The 16,952-nt window shown below is 68.6% G+C and carries 12 protein-coding genes; 7 read left to right on the top strand and 5 right to left on the bottom strand.

What is annotated here, in order from left to right; all coding sequences use genetic code 11:
• Nucleotides 1–28 precede the first annotated feature (28 nt).
• Nucleotides 29–3,412: a hybrid sensor histidine kinase/response regulator gene (locus INQ41_RS08110; protein ID WP_193983488.1), complete on the top strand. Its 3,384-nt coding sequence runs from the start codon at nucleotides 29–31 to the stop codon at nucleotides 3,410–3,412.
• An 11-nt stretch (nucleotides 3,413–3,423) separates the two neighbouring features.
• On the opposite strand, the gene INQ41_RS08105 is transcribed toward INQ41_RS08110, so the two are convergent.
• A complete protein-coding gene (locus INQ41_RS08105) occupies nucleotides 3,424–4,089 on the bottom strand; it encodes a response regulator transcription factor (protein WP_193983486.1) in 666 nt (221 codons plus the stop codon).
• A gap of 176 nt (nucleotides 4,090–4,265) precedes the next feature.
• Here INQ41_RS08105 and INQ41_RS08100 point away from each other — a divergent pair, with 176 nt between their 5' ends.
• Nucleotides 4,266–5,978, top strand: coding sequence for a 3-hydroxybutyrate oligomer hydrolase family protein (locus INQ41_RS08100; RefSeq protein WP_193983484.1), 1,713 nt, complete (start codon nucleotides 4,266–4,268; stop codon nucleotides 5,976–5,978).
• 19 nt (nucleotides 5,979–5,997) lie between these two features.
• Here INQ41_RS08100 and INQ41_RS08095 read toward each other — a convergent pair whose 3' ends face one another.
• On the bottom strand, nucleotides 5,998–6,135 hold the full coding sequence (locus tag INQ41_RS08095) for a hypothetical protein (protein ID WP_193983482.1): 138 nt from the start codon (nucleotides 6,133–6,135) through the stop codon (nucleotides 5,998–6,000).
• 283 nt (nucleotides 6,136–6,418) lie between these two features.
• On the opposite strand from INQ41_RS08095, the gene INQ41_RS08090 reads away from it, so the two are divergent.
• Both INQ41_RS08090 and INQ41_RS08085 read left to right on the top strand, forming a co-directional pair.
• Nucleotides 6,419–6,988 carry a DUF2799 domain-containing protein gene (locus tag INQ41_RS08090; RefSeq protein WP_228076547.1) on the top strand — a complete coding sequence of 190 codons (570 nt, stop codon included), beginning with the start codon at nucleotides 6,419–6,421 and terminating at the stop codon, nucleotides 6,986–6,988.
• An 82-nt stretch (nucleotides 6,989–7,070) separates the two neighbouring features.
• Nucleotides 7,071–8,846, top strand: a complete 1,776-nt coding sequence (locus INQ41_RS08085) for a vWA domain-containing protein (RefSeq protein ID WP_193983479.1) — start codon at nucleotides 7,071–7,073, stop codon at nucleotides 8,844–8,846.
• 87 nt (nucleotides 8,847–8,933) lie between these two features.
• On the opposite strand, the gene INQ41_RS08080 is transcribed toward INQ41_RS08085, so the two are convergent.
• The 3 genes from INQ41_RS08080 to INQ41_RS08070 are packed head-to-tail and all read right to left on the bottom strand — an operon-like array spanning nucleotide 8,934 to nucleotide 12,217.
• The gene (locus INQ41_RS08080; protein WP_193983477.1) at nucleotides 8,934–10,442 is read right to left on the bottom strand and encodes a pseudouridine synthase; all 1,509 of its coding nucleotides are present in this window, start codon (nucleotides 10,440–10,442) and stop codon (nucleotides 8,934–8,936) included.
• Nucleotides 10,439–11,218 carry an SMC-Scp complex subunit ScpB gene (scpB, locus tag INQ41_RS08075; protein WP_193983475.1) on the bottom strand — a complete coding sequence of 260 codons (780 nt, stop codon included), beginning with the start codon at nucleotides 11,216–11,218 and terminating at the stop codon, nucleotides 10,439–10,441. Before scpB ends, INQ41_RS08080 begins: the two co-directional genes overlap by 4 nt.
• 33 nt (nucleotides 11,219–11,251) lie before the next feature.
• Entirely contained in the window at nucleotides 11,252–12,217 is a 966-nt protein-coding gene (locus INQ41_RS08070) for a segregation and condensation protein A (protein ID WP_193983473.1), read from the bottom strand.
• 451 nt (nucleotides 12,218–12,668) lie between these two features.
• Between INQ41_RS08070 and INQ41_RS08065 the strand changes: the two genes are divergently transcribed.
• From INQ41_RS08065 to smc, 3 genes are all read left to right on the top strand, one after another.
• Nucleotides 12,669–12,968: a YciI family protein gene (locus INQ41_RS08065; protein ID WP_193983472.1), complete on the top strand. Its 300-nt coding sequence runs from the start codon at nucleotides 12,669–12,671 to the stop codon at nucleotides 12,966–12,968.
• Nucleotides 12,965–13,255: a BolA family protein gene (locus INQ41_RS08060; RefSeq protein ID WP_228076546.1), complete on the top strand. Its 291-nt coding sequence runs from the start codon at nucleotides 12,965–12,967 to the stop codon at nucleotides 13,253–13,255. Before INQ41_RS08065 ends, INQ41_RS08060 begins: the two co-directional genes overlap by 4 nt.
• Nucleotides 13,256–13,376: 121 nt before the next feature.
• Nucleotides 13,377–16,880, top strand: coding sequence for a chromosome segregation protein SMC (gene smc, locus INQ41_RS08055; protein ID WP_193983470.1), 3,504 nt, complete (start codon nucleotides 13,377–13,379; stop codon nucleotides 16,878–16,880).
• The last annotated feature ends 72 nt before the right edge of the window (nucleotides 16,881–16,952 follow it).

Here is a 16,952-nt window from a genome sequence, read left to right as displayed (position 1 = left end):
AACCCTTGCCTCGCGCTATGCTCCGGCGATGCTGAGCTTCACTCCCGTCGCCCTCGCGAGCCTTGCCTGGCTTGGACTGATGTTCGGCGCCGCGCTGTATGCCGAGCGGCGTCCGGCGCTGTTCGCCGGTCACTGGCGACACGTCTATGCACTGTCGCTGGCGGTGCACTGCACCTCGTGGACCTTCTACGGCACGGTCACCCAGGCGGCGCGCTACGGCTGGCCGCTGCCGCCGACCTTCCTCGGCGCGATCCTGCTCTACGTGCTGGCCGTGGGCTTCATGATCAAGCTGGTGCGCCTGGCCCGCGAGACCAACGCGACCTCCATCGCCGACCTGATCGCCACGCGCTTGGGCAAGGACGCGTGGCTGGCCGCCACCGTCACCCTGGTCGCTGCGCTCGGGTTGATCCCCTACATTGCGCTGCAGCTGAAAGCGGTGGCGATGAGTTTCGCGATGCTGACCGCGCGCGATGCGGGGCTGGCGACACCGCCGTGGCAGGACAGCGCGCTGTACGTCGCACTGGCGATGGCGGTGTTTGCGATGCTGTTCGGCACCCGGCGCGCGAGCGCCACCGAACACAACCGCGGCCTGGTGCTGGCCATGGCGTTCGAGTCCGTGTTCAAGCTTGGCGCGATGCTCGCCATCGGCGCGTTTGTCTGGTTCGGGCTGGACAGCGGCACCGGTGCCTCGCCGCAGATCCCGGTGCAGTCGATACCGACCATGCCCGCGGCGCCGTCCGCCGGATTCCTCCCGCTGGTCCTGCTGGGCGCGCTGGCGATGTTCATCATGCCGCACCAGTTCCATATCGGAGTGGTCGAGTGCCGCGACGAGCGCGACGTACGCACCGCGCGCTGGCAGTTTCCGCTGTACCTGATCCTGATCGCCTTGCCGGTCCTGCCACTGGCCACCGCCGGTGCGGCCTTGCTCGGCGACTCGGTGCCCTCCGACATGTACGTGCTGGCGCTGCCGTTGTCGCAGGGCCACGAGGGCCTGGCGCTGTTCGCGTTCCTCGGCGGCTTGAGCGCCGCCACCGGCATGGTCGTGGTCAGCACCCTGACGCTGGGACTGATGATCGGCAACCACTGGTTCGCGCCGGGGCTGCTGCGCGGCGCCTGGTCGCGCAACGATGGCAGCGACCTTCGCGGCAGCGTGTTGATGCTGCGACGATTCGGCATCGTCGCGATCATGCTGCTGGCCTGGGCCTACAGCCGGTTGGTAGGAGGCAACGAAGCGCTGGCCGACGTCGGTGCGGTGTCGTTCTCGGCACTGGCGACGCTCGCGCCTGCGCTGGGGTTCGCGGTGTGGCGGCCGCAGACGCCGCCGCGGGCAGCGGTGATCGGTGTGGTGGTGGGTTTTGCGGCCTGGGCCTGGGTACTGCTGCTGCCGATGGTGTTCGAAGTGGTCGGGCATCGCCCCGCATGGCTGGAGTCGGGGCCGCTGGGCTTGCACATGCTGGCGCCGGACGGCCTGTTCGGCCTGACCGGCTGGAGCCGGCTGGGGCGCGCGGTCGGGGTCAGTCTATTCCTTGGCACGCTGGCCACGGTGCTCGGCTGGACCTGGAGTTGGCGTCGCGATACGCCGAGGCGCAGTTACCGCGGCATGGATGCACAAAGCCTGCGCGACGCGGGCATGCGGTTCCTGCCGCGCAACCGTGTCCAGCAACTGCTGCAGAAGGCCCCGGCGACGGGCCCGGTGCCAGCGGCGGTGGAGGCGGGCATCGAGCGTGAGTTGGCGGCGGTACTCGGCTCCGCGTCGGCGCGCGTGCTGCTGGATGCCGCGCGCAGCGAGAGCGGGCGCGGGCTGGACACGGTGGCGGCGATCGTCGGCGAGGCGTCGGCGGACCTGCGTTTCAACCAGCGTGTCCTGGAAGCGGCGTTGCACAACATGAGCCAGGGCATCAGCGTGGTGGATGCGCAGCTGCGGCTGGTGGCCTGGAACCGGCGCTACGCCGAGCTGTTCCAGTATCCCGCCGAGTTGCTGCAGGTGGGGCGTCCGATCGCCGATCTGTCGCGCTGGGCGATGATGCAGGGCGCACCTCCTGCAGGCGGGCTGGAGCGCGCACTGGAGCGGAGGCTGGCCTTCATGCGTGCCGGTTCACCGCACCTCACCGAACGCATCCTCGCCGACGGCAGCATCCTGGAGATCCGTGGCAACCCCATGCCCGGTGGCGGCTTCGTGGCGACCTTCACCGACGTCACCGATTTCCGCCGCGCGGAGGCCGCGCTGCTGCAATCCAACGAGACCTTGGAGCAGCGCGTCATCGAGCGCACGGCCGATCTGCAGATCGCCACGCGGGAGGCCGAGCGCGCGAATGATGCCAAAAGCCGGTTCCTTGCCGCGATCGGCCACGACCTGATGCAGCCGCTGCATGCCGCGCAGCTGTTCACCGACGCGATGTCGGTGCAGGCCGCCGACGATGCACAGCGCGCGATGCTCGCCCAGATCGGCGGCGCCCTGGATTCCACCGGCGACCTGCTCACCGGTCTGCTGGAGATGTCGCGCCTGGAGGCCGGCGGCCTGGTGCCGGAGCCGCGGGCCTTCGCCCTGGCCGAAGTGCTCGAGCCGCTGGCTTCGGAATTCAGCGCCATCGCCGCTGCGCGCGGACTTGGGTTCCGTTTCGTGCCAACCCAGGCGTGGGTGCACAGCGACCCGCAACTGCTGCGGCGCGCACTGCAGAACTTCCTTGCCAACGCGGTGCGGTACACCACCAGTGGTCGTGTCCTGCTGGGCGTGCGCCGCCGCGGCGACGGGCTGCGGATCGAGGTCCATGACACAGGCCCCGGCATCGACGCAGGCATGCAGCAGGCCATTTTTGAGGAGTTCCGGCGCGGCACCGATGCACCCGGGCAAGGGCTTGGCCTGGGGCTGTCGATCGCCGATCGGATTGCCCACCTGCTCGAGGCTCCGCTGACCCTGCGCAGCAGCCCGGGGCAGGGCACGATGTTCGCGATGCAGGTCGCGCGCGTCGAGGCGCGGCTGCCGGCGGTCGCCAGCGCATCCCGCGGTCTTGCCGGCCTGCGCGTGCTGCTGGTCGACAACGATGCGCAGGCGCTGGCGGCACTGGCCGCGATCCTGCGCGGATGGGGCTGTGAGGTGTTGACGGCGGCGGACCGCGAGGGCGCGCGCCGGCACGTTGCTCATCAACCGGCCGCGCTGTGGCTGTTCGATTGCCACCTCGACGACGGTGACACCGGGGTGGCGCTGGCCGAAGCGCTGGCCGTCGAACACGGCGCCCGGCCGACTCTCATCCTCAGCGCCGATACCGGCCACGTGGTCCGACGCGCAGTGCTGGATGCGGGGCAGTCGTTGCTGTCCAAGCCGCTCAAGCCACTCGCGCTGAAGTCCGTGCTGGACCGGATGCTGGCCGCGAGTGCGCTGCGCGGGGAGCCGGTGGCTGTCGAGGAAGACTGAGCGCGATCCGCTCAGTCTGCGACCACCCGAGCCGGGTCGACGAGTTCCAGGCTCCGCAGGATCACCCCCGCCTGGGTGCGGTTGCGCACGCCCAGACGCTCGAAGATCGCTGACAGGTGCGCCTTGACGGTGCGTTCCTGGACCGCGAGGCGGTCGGCGATCTGCTTGTTCAACAGACCTTCGGCAACAAAGCTGAGCACGCGGAACTGTTGCGGCGACAGGCTGGCAAGCCGCGCCGCCAGCTCGGCATCGTTGGGCGAGCTGCGGGTGTGGGAGACCGAGGCGCGCAGCGCCGGCGGCAACCATTGCTCGCACGCCAGCACGGCGCGGATGGCGTCGCGAAGCTCGTCCAGTCCCGAGCTCTTGGGTAGATAACCGGCCGCGCCGTGGTCCAGCGCCCGCCGGATCACGCGCGGGTCGTCGTTGGCCGACACGACCACCACCGCGACGCCCGGGTACTGGGCGCGGATCGCCGCCAGACCGGCGAGGCCGTGGTTGCCGGGCATGTGCAGGTCCAGCAGGATCAGGTCGATGTCCGGCTCCGCCTCCAGCAGCGCCAGCACGGTCGGCAGCGAGTCGGCTTCGTGCACGGTCAGGTCGGCCACCGCATCCGCCGCGGCGCCGCGCAATGCGGCCCGGAACAGCGGGTGGTCGTCGGCAATAAGGAGGGAAGGCATCCGCGCCAGATTAGCAACTGTGCGGGGCCGGGGCGTGGTACGAAAGTACGATGAGCGGGCTGCTCCGGTCTTGCTAATGTCGGTGCATGAAAACTTCCCTGCTTGCCGTCGCCCTGCCTGCCGTCCTGTCCGTCGCCGCCGGCTGCGCGACCACACCCAATCCAGGAAACACCGCCATGGCAGCGACCGCTTTCGGCCCGGTGCGTGTCACCGAACACCGCGGCAACGATGACCTGCTCACCGCCGGCCTGGGTCTGGACGGCTTGCGCGCCATGACCGCACCGGCGTTAGCCGACCCGGAAAGCCCCACGGCCGTGGAAGTGCGCCGGCGCGCCGTCTGGAGCAACTGGCGCGGCATCGCGGATCTCGCGCCGGGAGGCGGCTATGCGGAGCTTTACGGCAGCGTCGCGCCATCGCCGGGCCGGGAGTTCCAGACGCTGGCGCGGCTGCCGGGCGCGAAGCAACCACATCGGGTGCTGGTGCAGGTGCCCGACAACTTTGACCAGCAGGCGCGTTGCGTCGTGCTGGCACCGGCCTCCGGGTCGCGCGGTGTCCTCGGCGCGATTGCCGTCGCCGGCCCGTGGGCGCTGCCCAGGGGCTGCGCGATCGCGTACACCGACAAGGGCGCCGGCAGCGATTACTACGACCTGGACGCCGGGCTCGGGGTGCAACTGGACGGCACCATCGGTGGACCGGACGCCGCTCTGGCATTCCAGCCGGAGCAGGCGCCGGCCACGGGCGTCGCCTTCAAACATGCGCATTCCGGCGACAACCCCGAAGCGCACTGGGGCGAGCACGTGCGCCAGTCAGCCGAATTTGCGCTCAAAGTCCTCACCGAAGCGTTCCCGGACGCCGCCCCCTACCGCTTCGACAACACCCGCGTTATAGCGGTCGGCATATCCAATGGCGGCGGCGCGGTACTGCAGGCGGCCCAGTCGGCGTCTGCGGGCGACTGGCTGGATGCGGTCGTCGCGGCGGAACCGAATGTGACGGTCGCCGGCGCGCGCCCCATCTACGACTACACCACCGAGGCGGCGCTGCTGATGCCGTGCGCGCTGCCCGTGCTGGGAATCCCGGCGCTGCCGACCGCGGACGCGCAGTGTGCGGCGCTGGCAACGGCCGGCCTGATCCAGGGCGACACCCTGGGCGAGCAGCAGCAGTCCGCCTATCAGGCCCTGCGTGCCAATGGCTGGACCGACGAAGCGCTTCGTGCCGGCTCGATCAGCGTTGCCTTCGACCTGTGGCGCTCGGTCGCGGTGACCTACGCCTCGGCCTACGGCCGCCTCCCGGCCGGAGCACATCCGTGCGGCTATTCATTCTCGGCGGTGGCCAAAGATGGAACGCCCCGTCCGGCGACCGCGACCGAGCGCGCCGCGTGGTCATCGGAGGCCGCTGGAATACCTCCGGGCGCGGGCGTTGCCATCGTCGCACGAGTGATCGACCCGGCCAATCCGGTCGCGGGCCTGCAGTGCCTGCGTGCGCTGTGGGACGGGCAGGGTGCGGATGCCGATCGCGTGCGCCAGGGCATCAGTGAATTGCAGGTTGCCCCGCCTGCCGCCGGACTGCCGGTGATGGTGATCCACGGCTTGGATGATGGATTGATCCCGCCTGCATTCACCAGCACGCCGTATGTCGCGGCCGCGCGCAGCGCCGGCGCGGACGTGCACCACTGGCAGGTGCGGAACGTGCAGCACTTCGACGCCTTCCTTGGCGTGCCCGTGTACGCCGGGATCTACCTGCCGCTGTTGCCCTATGTCTACGAGGCGCTGGACCGCACGTGGGCGCACCTGGAGAACGGTGCGCCGATGCCGGTCGATGCGGTCATCGCGACCACGCCGCGCGGTGCGGGCAAGCCCCTGCAGGCCGGGCACCTGGCGATCCCGCGCTGAGCGACGGGATCGACGAACATCAGTTCAACATCTGCAGGCCAACAATGGTCGCCAATACCGCGGCGATGATCGCGACGCTGCCGTCGCTGCGCCGGTAGCCGTAGTCATAGCGGTTGCCATAGCCGTCCTGGTATCCGCGCTGGAGAAGGTTCGACACGCGATCTCTGCGCGGGAGCCTGCGATTCCGCCCGCGCGCTCTGCCGCGGGCGGGATGTTTCGGAAACGGCCTCCGGAACGTGTCCGGTTCGAAACCATGACGTCGTATCAGGGAACAGAGCGCATCAGGCCCATGCCGGTGCACGCCTGCGTCGCTGGTGGCCGCATGCGGCAGCGGGACCCAGTGATTACCCGGGCGGGACGCCCGACAGGGGAGTGCAATGAAAGCAACACGTTTACTGTTTATCGCCTTGCTCGCGCTGCTTCACAGCGGTTGCGCAACCGTGAGCCAGGGCGACTGCCTGAGCGGCAACTGGTCCCGCATCGGCTATGACGACGGTGTCGCCGGGTATCCGTCATCCCGTCTGGGCAACCACGAGCAGGCGTGCGCGGCGTACGGGGTGGGCGTGGATGCCCGCACCTACCTGGAGGCGCGCGAGCGTGGGCTGGAGGTCTACTGCACGCCTTATCGCGGCTTCACTGCGGCGGCCAACGGCCGCAATTACGCCGGTGTGTGCCCGAGCCACCTGGAACCCGGCTTCCTGGCCGGGTTTGGCGACGGCCGCTTCGTCCACGACGCCAAGCAGCGCCTTGATGACGTGAGTTCGGACGTGGGCTCGATCGAGTACCGCATCCGCAAGGCCGACAAGGACATCGGCAAGGCGCAGAAGCGACTCGACCGCGCCGAAAGCGATGATGAGCGGAGACGCCTGCGCAGGGAAATCAGCGATCTGCGCGCCGACATCCGGCGTGCCGACGAGGATTTGCGGCACGCCCGTCGCCGCGAGGATATGGCCCGGCGCGACCTGGACCATGTCAGCCGCCGCTTCGCACCAATCTACGGGCACTGGTAAGGCACACGACCGATCAGCCGCTGGCGGCGCGTGCCGCTTTGCCGCGGAGTTACCCGCACACGCAGGGAAAAAGGACATCGCCATGATTCGACTTATCGCAATGGGACTGCTGCTCGGGCTGACCGGCCTGAGCCTGCCCGCACTCGCCCAGGACACGTCCGCTGCTGGCGACACGATCCTGGTGTTCGACGCGTCCGGATCCATGTGGGGCCAGATAGACGGAGTGCCCAAGATCACCATCGCGCGCGACGTGGTGAAGGAATTGCTGGACGACCTGCCGCCCGAGCGCCGGCTTGGTCTCGTTGCCTACGGTCATCGCCGCAAAGGCGACTGCAAGGACATCCAGACGCTAGTGCCGGTCGGTGGCGACCGCGCCGCCATCGCCAAGGCCATCGCCGGGATGAATCCCGTCGGCAAAACGCCGATGACCGCTGCGGTGCAGCAGGCCGCCGAGGCCGTGAAATTCACCGAGAACGAAGCCACCGTCATTCTGGTGTCTGACGGTCAGGAAACCTGTCACGCAGATCCGTGTGCGGCCGCCGCAAAGCTGGCGACGATGGGCATTGGTCTGACCGTGCATACGGTGGGCTTTGGCTTGGGCGAAGAAGAGGCCGGGGCGAAGGGCGAGCTGAAGTGCATGGCCGATGCGACCGGAGGCCGTTTCTTCGTCGCCGATGACGCCAAAGAGTTGAAGTACGCCTTGGCGCAAATCAGTGTCGCGCCATCCACGAAGGCAAAAGCGGCGGAACCCGCGCCGGCAAAAGCCGAGCCTGCACCCGCCCCCGACCCCGCGGCAATACCGACTGGCAAGGCAAGTCTGGAGGCGACCGACCAGCAAGGCGGCCCGGTGATCAGGCAGGATCTGGTGTGGACCGTTCGCCATGGTGCGACCGGTGAGGTTCTGCATGAGTCCGACGCAACCGGCAAGCTCGAGGTAGAACTTCCGCGCGGCGTGCATGACGTATCGGTTATCCGCGGATCGGATGGTGCGACCGCGGAGGGGGAGATCAAACTCACGGGTGACCGTGCCAGCCTTACGTTGCCGATCGTGGTCGAGCTCAAGGCCACGCTGAAGGTGCCTGCTACCGCCGCCGCGGGTTCGAAGGTCCGCGTCATCTGGACGGGGCCGGGTGAGGGCGATGACTACATTTCTGTAGGCCCCGCGGATGCGGGCAACAGCAGACATGCCAACTACACCCGTACCAAAGACGGCAACCCGCTGCAGTTGTTGATGCCGCCCACTGCCGGCACCTACGAGGTCCGCTATGTGAGCGCCAAGAATCACAACGTGCTCACACGCGAGAGCATTGACGTGAGTGAGGTTGGCGCCAGCGTGGAGGTTCCCGCGAAGGCACCGGCGGGTTCGACCCTGCGCGTTGCATGGACCGGACCGAACTATGCGAATGACTACATTTCCGTAGCGAAGGTCGGCTCCGCCGGGAGGTCCGAGGTGAACTACACGCGCACTTCGGCAGGTAATCCACTGAAGCTGCTGATGCCCGCCGAGCCGGGTCCTTATGAGGTGCGCTACGTCCAGTCCCAGTCGCACAAGATTCTCGCCAGCCAACCCATTGAAACCACCAAGGTCAGCGCGACGTTGGACGCCCCGGATTCAGGAGCTGGAGGAACCAGGATCAAGGTCTCCTGGACCGGCCCCGACTATGCCAATGACTACGTCTCGATAGCGAAAGTTGGCTCGGCGGGCCGCAGTGAGGTGGGCTATCAGCGGACGTCGCGAGGATCTCCGCTGGAACTGACTCTGCCAGACGACCCCGGTAGCTACGAACTGCGCTATGTCCAAAGTCAGACCCACAGGATTCTTGCGAGCAAGCCAGTCACTGTGACTGCTGCTCAGTAACGGCTGACACCCGTCTCCAGAGACGGCCGGTCAGGCAATGAAAAAGGCACCCGTCAGGGTGCCTTTTTCTGTAAACGTTCCGGCAACTCAGCTGCCGCTGCGCGAGCCACCGCGGCCACTGCCGGGACGGCCGCCGCCCCGCGGACCGCCGGGTCGCGGGCCACCCGGACCGGCGCGACGACCGGCCGGTTTGCCGGCGCCGGGCTTGCCGGCCGGCCGGTTGCCGCCGGGGCCGCGCGGCTTGTCGCCGTAGGGATTGAAGCCGCCCGGGTTGGCGTGGTCGGAGGGAAAGCTGGGGGCGCCATCGGGGTGCCCGTACGGTGGGCGCGGTCCGCCCGCAGGCGCCCGGCCCTTGTAACCGCCGGCCGGCTTGTTGCCGTAGGGCTTTTTCGGGCCACGACTGTCGGCGTTGCGGTGACCGCTGGGGCCGGTGTTGACGCCATCGGGCACATACCAGGTGCGGAACGCCGCGGGATTGCCGTCGGGCAGCGGCTGCTGTCCTTTGGGTGCGCGCTGCTTGTAGGGCCGCTGCGACTGCTTGGCGGCGGCCTCGCCGCTCACGGTCAGTCCGCCGTGGCGCTTGGGGGCACCGCGGCCACGGCCGCGATCCTCGCGCACGTTGTCGAAGCGGCGCAGTTCGCGCCCCTCATCAGCGCTGGTGACGTGGCCACCGACATAGCCCGGGCTCTGCGCCCGACCGGTCAGGTTGATGGTGGAACGGGCCGCCTTGCGCTGGCCGATCACCGGCAGCAGGGTCAGCGCGGACGGCGTGCCGTCCTCCAGTCCCAACTCCTTGCGCAGGGCGTCCACCCGCTCGGTCGGCATTTCGATGGACTGGCCGCGGAGCAATTCGCGCGGCAGGTCGACCGAGCCGTACTTGATCCGCTTCAGGCGGCTGACCTGGCAGCCCTGCGATTCCCACAAGCGACGAACTTCGCGGTTGCGGCCTTCCTTGACCACCACCCGGAACCAGTCGTGCGAGTCCGCACCGCCGATCCGCTCGACATCGTCAAATCTGGCCGGGCCGTCCTCCAGCGACACCCCGCGCTTGAGCCGCGCGACGACCGCATCCTCCACCCGTTCCTCGCCTTCGGGCGCCCGCACCCGGCACACGTACTCGCGCGACACTTCGTGCGAGGGGTGCATCAGGGTGTTGGCCAACTCACCGTCGGTGGTCAGCATCAGCAGGCCGGTGGTGTTGATGTCCAGGCGGCCCACGGCAATCCAGCGCGAGCCTTTCAGGGCGGGCAGGGCGTCGAAAATGGTCGGGCGACCCTCGGGATCCTCCCGCGTGGTGACCTCGCCTTCGGGCTTGTTGTACAACAGCACCCGCGACGGCTCGGTCAGGGCGCTGGCAACAAATTGCCGGCCATCCAGTTCCACCTTGTCGCCGCTGCCGATGGAGACGCCGACCTGGGCCACTTCGCCGTTGACCTTGACCAGGCCGTCGGCGATGCGCTGCTCCAGCGCCCGGCGCGAGCCCAGCCCGGCCTGGGCCAGGACCTTGTGCAGGCGCTCCTGCAGGCGCGGGGTCGCGGTGCCGGCGTCGTCCTTGCCGTGCTTGAGGGACAGCTTGCTGCGTGTTTCTTCAGTCATTTGGGTAACTCCGACGAGGCCTCTTCGGCATCGTCATCTTCGAGTGATCCGTGGCGTTCCATCGTCTCGATGGCGTCGTCCGCGGTGTTGGAATCGTCGGCCGGCTGTTCCCGTGCGGGAACGTCGACGGCGTCGGCATCGTTCTGGTCCAGCGCCGGGTCGGTGGCAATGCCACCGGCAGCGATGGATCCGGGTGCTTCAGGGGTATCGCGAGGTTCGAACTGCAGTTGCGGTTCCAGCTCGCCGATTTCCCCCAGTTCCGCCAATGGCGGCAGTTCATCCAGGCGTTTCAGGCCGAAATAGTCGAGGAACGTGCGGGTCGTGCCCAGCAGCGCGGGCTTGCCCGGCACATCGCGGTGCCCGACCACGCGGATCCACTCGCGCTCCTCCAGCGAACGGATTATGTTGCTGCTGACCGACACGCCGCGTACCTGTTCGATTTCCCCGCGGGTGATCGGCTGGCGGTAGGCGATCAGCGCCAGCGTTTCCAGGGTCGCTCGGGTGTAGCGCGTCTGGCGTTCGGTCCACAGCCGGGCGACCCAGGGATGCACGTCGGCGCGGACCTGGTAGCGGTATCCCGATGCCAGCTCCACCAGTTCGACGCCGCGTCCTTCGCAGTCATCCTGCAGGGCCTGCAGCGCCCGCGCAAGGTCGCCGGCGGGCATCGGCTGCTCGTCGTCGCCGGCGAGCAAATCGCCCAGTTGGGCAGCGCTCACCGGCTGGTGGGCGGCCAGCAGGATGGCTTCGATGATGCGTTTGGTCAGGGTCTGGTCCATGCAGCGTGTCGTTGTGTGGTTGGTGCGGTGCGCTCAGGGCGCGTCGTCGTTGGCAGCGTCGTCGAATTCGCTGCTGAGCTGGATCTCTTCGGGCGCGGTGCCAATGGCCAGTGACCTGATGTAGATCGGTGCCAGCGGCGCCTCCTGCACGATGTCCACCAGTTGTTCCTTGGCCAGGGTGAGGATGCCCAGGAAGCTCACCACCACCCCGATCCGCCCTTCGCTGGCCTCGAACAGCGACTCGAAGGGATGGAATTCGCCGTCATCGAGCCGGGCCAGCAGTTCGCCCATGCGCTGGCGGACACTGAGGGCATCGCGCTTGATCGCGTGCTGGGTATACAGCTCGGCGCGCTTGAACACGTCGTGCAGCGCCAGCAGCATCTCGCGCAGATCGACCTCGGGCGGAAGCCTCACCGCGGCGCGATCCGGAACGAAGGCCTGCGCCGGAACGGTGTCGCGATCCTGCCGGGGCAGCGCATCGATGTCCTGCGCGGCTTTCTTGAAGCGTTCGTACTCCTGCAATCGACGCACCAGCTCCGCGCGTGGATCCTCCTCGTCGTCCTCTTCCGACACCGCCCGCGGCAGCAGCATCCGCGACTTGATCTCGGCCAGGATCGCGGCCATCACCAGGTATTCGGCTGCCAGTTCGAAGCGCAGGTGATGCATGGCCTGGATGTAATCGACGTACTGGCGGGTGATCTCCGCGACCGGGATGTCGAGGATTTCCAGGTTCTGCCGGCGGATCAGGTAGAGCAGCAGGTCCAGCGGGCCTTCGAATGCATCCAGGATGATTTCGAGGGCATCGGGCGGAATGTAGAGGTCCTGCGGAATCTGCAGCACCGGTTGCCCGTGGACCATCGCCAGTGGCATTTCCTGCTGTCGCGGCGACAGCCGTGCCGGGATCTCCCCGTCCAGTGGCGGAGTGGCCTGGCCTTGATCGGACACGTTGTCATCGGACGCGTTGTCATCGGTCGCGACGGGCGCGGAAACGTTTGTCATGCGGTGCCGGCCCCTCCGGGCCGTGGCGCTGCGTTGTTGCGGTTGCGTCGGAACATCACGACTCGATCAGGGGCGCGCTGGACACGGAAGGCGTCAGAGGCCCGGCACCGGACCGGACTACTGCCTGGCGGCGGCAGGAATACGGCCCAGCCATCGTCGGGTTGCGACGATGATCACGCGATGTTGGACATGCAGCAGTAAAGCCCGATCTGCTGACAGTTGAATCGATCTGGGGTGAACACCGCTGTGGCAGACGCGGCCATGGCATCGCGAAGATCGTTACGGCGGCAGGGCCGTAAGGGACGCGACGTCTTTATCCAACTCAGGTTCCGAACAGGTTACGGGCTGCACCGGGCGCTGTCCAGCGTTGCTCCGCGAGGACGTGGGGAGCGTGGGGCGCGCAAGGGTTGGCCTACAATCGTTGGTTGGCTTGTCGGCTGGAAATGAAACCATGCTCTACGTGATCGAGGGATACGACGGCGAGGACGTGCTGGCATTGCGCGGCAAGGCGCGGCCGGCGCACCTGGCCAGGCTGGAGGCATTGCGCGACGCCGGCCGGTTGCTGCTGGCGGGCCCATGCCCGGCGATTGACGCCGAGGACCCGGGCCCGGCCGGGTTCAGTGGCAGCCTGGTGGTGGCGGAATTCGAGTCCCTCGAAGCTGCGTGCGAGTGGGCCGATGCCGACCCCTATGTGGACGCGGGCGTGTACGAGCGCACCCAGGTCCGGCCATTCCGCCGGGTCCTGCCGTGACCGGCGGCCTGCCGCGCGACCAGCGCGTGCCCGCGATCCGCGCAGCGATCGAAGCTGCGCTGGCGCCGGTCTCCGTGTCCGTCGAGGATGACAGCGCCCGCCATGCCGGCCATGCCGGCGCCCGCGACGGACGTGGTCACTTCAATGTCGAGGTCGTCAGCGACGCGTTCCGCGGGCTCGCTCCGCTGGCGCGGCACCGGCGCGTGTACGAGGCCGTCGGCGCGATGATGGAAACCGACATCCACGCGCTGTCGATTGTCGCCCGCACGCCGGACGAAGCGGGCTAGCCCGGCCCGCCCAGCGGGCACCGTCCAGCGACCGCTATACTCGCGGGCGGCTGCTGGTTTGCCGGCTTCCTGACATCCACCGCAGCGCCGCATGCGGCGCGCAATGAGGCTCCCGCGACGCATGCGTCTGTCAACGATCAAGCTGTCGGGCTTCAAGTCCTTCGTCGATCCCACCACCCTGCATCTGCCGACCAACATGACCGCGGTCGTGGGGCCGAACGGCTGTGGCAAGTCGAACATCATCGACGCGGTGCGCTGGGTGATGGGCGAGAGTTCGGCCAGCCGCCTGCGAGGTGACTCGCTGACCGACGTGATCTTCGCTGGATCGTCGACCCGAAAGCCGGTCTCCCAGGCCACCGTCGAGCTGGTATTCGACAACTCCGACCACACCATCACCGGCGAGTACGGCGCGTTCGACGAGATCTCGGTCAAGCGGCTGGTCAGTCGTGACGGCGCCAGCCAGTACTACCTCAACGGCGCCAAGTGCCGTCGCCGGGACATCACCGACCTGTTCCTGGGGACCGGCCTGGGACCGCGCAGCTACTCGATCATCGAGCAGGGGATGATCAGCCAGATCATCGAAGCGCGCCCCGAGGACCTGCGGGTCTATCTGGAAGAGGCGGCCGGCATCTCCAAGTACAAGGAGCGCCGCAGGGAGACGGAGACCCGCATCCGCCATACCCGCGAGAACCTCGACCGGCTCAGCGACCTGCGCGACGAGGTTGGCAAGCAGCTCGGCCACCTGAACCGCCAGGCGCGGCAGGCCGAGCAGTACCAGGCCATCCAGGAGGATCGCCGGGTCCGCGACGCGGAATGGAAGGCGCTGGAGCACCGGGCGCTGGATCGCAAGCTGGCCGGCCAGCGCGAGAAGCTGGCGCAGCAGGAGACCCGCCTGCAGCAATTGATCGCCGAGCAGCGCGAGGCCGAGCGCGAGATCGAGACCGGTCGCGTACGCCGCGAGGAAGCCGCCGAGGCGCTGAACAAGGCGCAGGCAGACAGTTACGAGGTCGGCGGGGCGCTCGCGCGCATCGAGCAGCAGATCCAGCACCAGCGCGAGATGGCCGAGCGCCTGCTGAAGGCCCGCGACGAGGCCCGCCACCAGCTGGCCGAGGTCGCCGAGCACATCGGCAACGACCAGTCACGGCTGGAGGTGCTGAGCGCGGCGCTGGAAGTAGACGAGCCCCGCCTGGAGGAGTTGCGCGAGCAGGATCTGGATCGCCAGGAAGCGCTGCGCGCGGCCGAGGCGGCGCTGTCATCGTGGCAGCAGCGCTGGGACGACCACAGTCGCGCCCAATCCGAGGCGACCCGCTCGGCGGAGGTCGAGCGCACCCGGATCGAGCATCTGGAGCGCCAGGCGATGGACGCCGAGCGTCGCCGGCAGGCCCTGCAGTCCGAGCGCGAGGGACTGGACCTGACCACGCTGGCCGAGGCCTTCGCCGAGCTGGAAGAACAGCACGAGACCCACAAGGTCTCGCTGGACAGCCTTGGCGACGTGCTGGAGCTGCGCAAAAGCGGTGTCGATACGCTGCAAGAGCAACAGCGCGAAGCGCAGTCGGCATTGGCGGACGTGCGCAAGCAGGCGCAGGGCGCGCGCGGCCGCTTGTCCTCGCTGGAGACGCTGCAGAACGCCGCATTGGGGCAGGAGGACGGCGCCGCGCTGGGATGGCTGAAGGCGCGCGGCCTGGACTCCGCGGTCCGCGTTGGCGAGGCACTGGTGGTGGAGGAGGGCTGGGAAGACGCCGTCGAGACCGCGCTGGGCCAGATCATTGAAGGCGCCCTGGTGGACTCGCCTGAAGCGCTGGTGGACGCGATCGGCGAGCTGGACCACGGCCGGCTGGCGCTGGTGGCCTCGGCCGAGGCGCCGGTCGACTGCGCGCCCACCTCGCTGGCCGGCAAGGTACGGGGTCCGGCCGCCGTGCGACGCCTGCTGGTGCCGCTGCACGCGGCCGACGACCTGTCCGCCGCGCGCGCCCTGCTGCCGGCCCTGGCCGATGGCGAGTCGGTGATCACCCCCAATGGCGAGCGCCTGGGCAGCGGCTGGGTGCGCGTGCTGCGTTCGGGCGCGGTCAAGCAGGGCGCGCTGTTGCGCGAGAAAGAGATCCATGCGCTGCGCAGCCAGATCGAGACGCTGCAGGAGCGCGAGCACGAACTCGAAGGCAGCCTGACCCGGCTGCGCGAACAGAATCTGGCCGCCGAGCAGCAGCGCGAGGAAGCGCAGCGCGCGCTCCACGTCGCCCATCGCAGCGTCGCGGAGCTGGCCGGCCGGCTGCACAGCCAGCAGGGGCGGCTGGACTCGGCACGCAGCCGGATCGAGCGCATCGATGCCGAGATCGCCCAACTGACCGAATCCGCGCAACTGCTCGCCGGGCAGGCGCGCGAGGCCCGCACCCGCCAGGAAGAGGCGGTCATGCGCATGACCGAGCTGGAAGACACCCGCCTGGCGCTGGACAGTGACCGCCGCCGCCTCGGCGACGCGCGCGACCAGGCCCGCAACATGGCCCGCGAATCCCGCGACGCCGCGCATGCACTGGCCCTGACCCTGGAATCGCACCGCGCCCAGATCGCCTCGCTGACCCAGGCCCTGCAGCGAATGAGCGGCCAGCGCGGCCAGCTGGACAACCGCCTTGTGGAGATTTCCAGCCAGCTCACCGACGGCTCCAGCCCGGTGGATGAGCTGGAGCAGCAGCGCCAGGCCGCGCTGGAGCGGCGGGTGCAGGCGGGCGAGGTCCTCAGCGCCGCCCGCAGCGCGCTGGACGGGATCGACCAGGAGCTTCGCCGCTTCGAGCAGGTCCGCCAGCAACGCGACGAGCAGGCGCTCGCCCAGCGCGAAGGCATCGGTCAGCGCCGGCTCGAGCAGCAGGCCCTGGTCCTGAAGGCCGAGTCGCTGGTGGAGGCGATCAGCGAGGCGGGTTTCGTGCTCGACGACGTGGTCAACACCCTGACCGACCAGATGGAGCCGGCGGCGTGGGAACGCACCGTGCAGGAGCTGGACGCCAAATTGCGCCGGCTGGAACCGGTCAACCTGGCCGCCATCGCCGAACACGCGGAAGCCAGCCAGCGCAAGGAGTACCTCGACGCGCAGGACGCTGACCTGTGCACCGCGCTGGAAACCCTGGAAGACGCGATCCGCAAGATCGACCGCGAAACCCGCGGCCGCTTCAAGGAGACGTTCGACCGCGTCAATGCCGGCGTGCAGGCGCTGTATCCGCGTCTGTTCGGCGGCGGCCACGCGTATCTGGAGCTCACCGGCGAGGATCTGCTCGACACCGGCGTGGCGATCATGGCCCGCCCGCCGGGCAAGCGCGTATCCAACATCTCGCTGCTGTCGGGCGGCGAGAAGGCGATGACCGCGGTCGCGCTGGTGTTCGCCATCTTCCAGCTCAATCCGGCGCCGTTCTGCCTGCTCGACGAGGTCGACGCGCCGCTGGACGAAGCCAATGTCGGCCGGCTCGCGGCGATGGTCAGCGAGATGAGTGAACAGGTACAGTTCCTGTTCGTGAGCCACAACAAGGCGACGATGGAAGCCGCACAGCAACTGGCCGGCGTGACGATGCGCGAGCCCGGTGTCAGCCGGCTGGTGAGCGTAGACCTCACCGAGGCGACGCGCCTGGTGGGCGCCGCCTGAACCGCGGGCGCCGGATCGTCGTGTCACCACGGCGTTCCCGACGCCCACCCATGCAACAAACGGAGTACCAAA

Origin of the sequence: Lysobacter ciconiae (assembly GCF_015209725.1) — a bacterium.
Classification (GTDB): domain Bacteria; phylum Pseudomonadota; class Gammaproteobacteria; order Xanthomonadales; family Xanthomonadaceae; genus Novilysobacter; species Novilysobacter ciconiae.
The sequence above is the reverse complement of the archived record's forward strand: the minus strand, read 5'-3'. Positions and strand labels throughout refer to the sequence as shown.